Genomic DNA, 3,467 nt, shown 5'->3' with positions numbered 1-3,467 from the left:
TGCAGTGGCTGAGAGAGAACAGTTAGCTTCCAGATTAGGCTTTATATTGGTGTCCGCAGGATGTGCTATAGGTCTGGGAAATGTGTGGAGATTTCCCTATATTACCGGCCGATATGGTGGAGCAGCTTTTGTAATAGTTTATTTGATTTTTTTGGCCATCATGGGCCTTCCCATCATGGTATGCGAATTTGCCATGGGTCGAGCTAGCCGTAGAAATTTAGCCGGTGCGATGCTTGTCTTGGAGCCGCCTGGAACCAAGTGGCATATTTACGGTTATCTTGGTGTGCTTGGGAACATGATATTAATGATGTTCTATACTACTGTGACAGGTTGGGGCCTGGCCTATACTTATCATGTTGCGGCAGGTCACCTTTCCATGCTTTCTCCTGAGGAGGTGGGCGCCTTTTTTGGATCTTTTATATCCAATACTCCTAAACTGACCATGTGGATGGCCTTGGCTGTCGTCATCGGTTTTCTCGTTTGCTCGATCGGCCTTCAGGCGGGAGTTGAACGGGTTACCAAGATATTGATGTCCGGACTATTCTTATTGCTAATCGTTCTTATCGTGCGTTCCGTTACTTTGCCCGGCGCTGAAAAAGGCTTGGCCTTTTACCTTAAACCTGATTTTTCCAAGCTAAGTTGGGAAGCGGTTTATGCCGCCATGAGTCAGGCCTTCTTTACATTAAGCCTGGGCATAGGAAGCATGTTGATATTCGGAAGTTATCTGAGCAGAGAGAGGACGCTTGCCGGGGAATCGGTTTACGTGGTGATTCTGGATACCCTTGTAGCCCTGATGGCCGGATTGGTCATATTCCCGGCCTGCTTTGCCTTCGGAGTGGATGCCGGAGCCGGCCCCGGATTGATCTTCGTGACCCTTCCAAACGTATTTAACTCCATGATGGGCGGAAGGCTGTGGGGTACTCTTTTCTTCGTCTTTCTCTCCTTTGCCTCCCTCACCACGGTCATAGCCGTTTTTGAGCATCTTATCGCTTTCGTCATGGACGAGTGGAAGTGGAGCCGGAAAAAAGCTTCTTACATCGGCATACTTGTCATGTTCATAGCTTCCCTTCCCTGCGTTTTGGGGTTTGGCCCCTGGAGCGGATTTCAACCCTTTGGAGAAGGATCAGTAGTCCTCGACCTGGAAGATTTTATAGTAAGTTTTAACTTGCTTCCCATTGGTTCGCTTGTTTTTGTGCTCTTCTGCACTTCTAAGTACGGATGGGGGTGGGACAATTTCATAAGGGAGGCCAACACGGGCATAGGACCGAAATTCCCAGAGGGCTTGAGAGGTTATATGACTTATGTCTTGCCGGTAATTATCGCCGTTATATTGATCATGGGTTACATCCAGTTCTTTGGTTAATCAATGTAGGGGAGGTGAAAAAGAAATAGAGATGATTAAATTTGTTTATTTGATTGGCAAGAGTAAAACTTAAAAAAGGAGGAGAGGAGTATGGCAGAAGCTGGAAGAGAAAAGTTTTTAAAGCGGCGTCATATGATTTTTGCAGCAATTGGGTCAGCTGTCGGTTTGGGCAACGTCTGGCGTTTCCCATACATGTGTTATCAATATGGAGGCGCGGCCTTTTTGGTTGCTTACATCATAGGCATCTTTGCCATCGGGATTCCGTGGCTTCTTACCGAGTTTGGAATGGGGCATTATTTTCAAAAAGGGGCACCTGGCGTGTTTAACAGCATAGGTAAAAAATGGGAATGGGTAGGATGGTTTCCAAGCATATCGGCCTTTTTAATTGATACTTATTATTGCGTCATCATGGCTTGGACCCTAATTTACATGTTTAGTTCCATGACTTTAGCTTGGGGTGCCGGAGAAGCCGGCGCTCATCAGGCTGGGGATTATTTCTTCAAAACAGTGCTCAACCTTTCAGAGAGCCCGGGAGAGCTGGGTGGCTTGCAGTGGCCAATCGTAGGAGCTTTGGCCTTCACCTGGATCATAATTTATTTCGTGATATACCGGGGGGCCGAGATCGTAGGAAAGGTATCGGAAGTAGTCATGGTTCTGGCCTGGGTTTTGATTATAGCTATATTGATCAGAAGCTTAACACTGCCCGGAGCCGTGAAGGGGCTTAATTATTACCTCGATGTCGATTGGTCGGTCTTGAAGGGGCCGGGTGTTTGGTTTGCTGCCTTTAGCCAGATAGCTTTTTCGCTTTCCGTCGGCATGGCGGGAATGTATGCCTACGGACGTTTTATCGCTAGAAAGGGAGATATAACGAACAACACCGTTATTACCGTGTTTTGCGATACCAGCTTCGCCTTTCTGGCGGGGTTTGCGGTTTTTAGCACTGTCGGTTATATCATGCAGGCTTTGGGTGTATCCTTGCAAGAAGTGACCATTGCCGGCATAGGAGTAGCTTTTGTTACTTACCCCGTCGGTATATCTTTGATGCCTGCTTTAAATCGATTAACAGGCGTTTTATTCTTCCTCATGTTTTGGATAATAGGACTCAGCTCAGCATATTATTTGGCTTACGCCGGATACATAGTCCCAATGATGGATAAGTTCGGATGGGAGCGGAAAAAAGTCACTTTTTGGGGATGCCTAGTCGGATTTTTGATCGGACTTCTTTATTGTACTCAAGGAGGACTTTATTGGCTCGACATCGTTGACAGGACGGTGGCCTTCTATACCTTGCTCATAGGTGGCGCCATCGCTTCGCTGGTCGTAGGGTGGGTCTTTGGTGCCGATAAGCTTCGCGATCACGTGAATGCTACTTCCGATATCAAGGTAGGTCCCTGGATGGATTTTCTCATCAAGATTGTGGTTCCGGTAGGACTTCTTTTCGTCGTAGTTTACGGCGGTTTTATGCAGGACCTTAAGGAACCCTATGGTGGGTATGGGGGTTGGTCTAACTTCATTTGGATTATCATGGTGGCAGTCCTGATCGCTAGCTTCGTATTGCAAGGCATGAAGTCCAAGACAGAAATAAGCAAGCAAGAAGGAGGGGAGGTTAGATGACGAACGCTGCGATTGGAACAACCATATTCATGGCCGTAATTATCATAGGGGGGCTCGCTTTTTGCTTCAGTCGTATTGGCAAGGGGGGCGGAGAGTGGGAGGATTAAACCTGAAGGTTTTTCTCCTCACAAGTGTTAATAAATATAAAATGACATGAGTAAATCAAATAAATCGGGAAGGAAGATCTCCTTTCCCGATTTTTTAATGCGCCCAGCATGGTCGTTATCTTTAAGGCGAAGTTCTGGAGATGTGAAGAAAATGAGAAGTCATAGTTAAGAGACGAGAGCGGAGCTCCCTTTTTTGCTTGATTGGGTACCTGACTTTCACAATCGCACTTGTAGTATTATGAGACATTCTGTAAAATAATGCCCAGGATGTATTTTAAAAACTATTAAATTGCGATGATCTTTTAAAGCGCGTTATGGACATGTCTTGTACCTTGACAATTGAATGAGGGGTGATTTCTAAATGGGATTTGTCATGCTCTTAT

General features: G+C 46.1%; 2 protein-coding genes. Both read left to right on the top strand.

All coding sequences use genetic code 11. The features are described 5' to 3' along the window. Positions 1-4 precede the first annotated feature (4 nt). Positions 5-1,363 (top strand): sodium-dependent transporter, encoded by a 1,359-nt coding sequence (locus Q7P41_RS08690; protein ID WP_303883528.1) that lies wholly within the window; start codon positions 5-7, stop codon positions 1,361-1,363. Between the two features lie 90 nt (positions 1,364-1,453). Beyond that, complete coding sequence (locus Q7P41_RS08685) at positions 1,454-2,977, top strand: sodium-dependent transporter (RefSeq protein WP_303883525.1); 1,524 nt, start codon at positions 1,454-1,456, stop codon at positions 2,975-2,977. The last annotated feature ends 490 nt before the right edge of the window (positions 2,978-3,467 follow it).

The organism is Acetomicrobium mobile, from assembly GCF_937920065.1.
The sequence above is the reverse complement of the archived record's forward strand: the minus strand, read 5'-3'. Positions and strand labels throughout refer to the sequence as shown.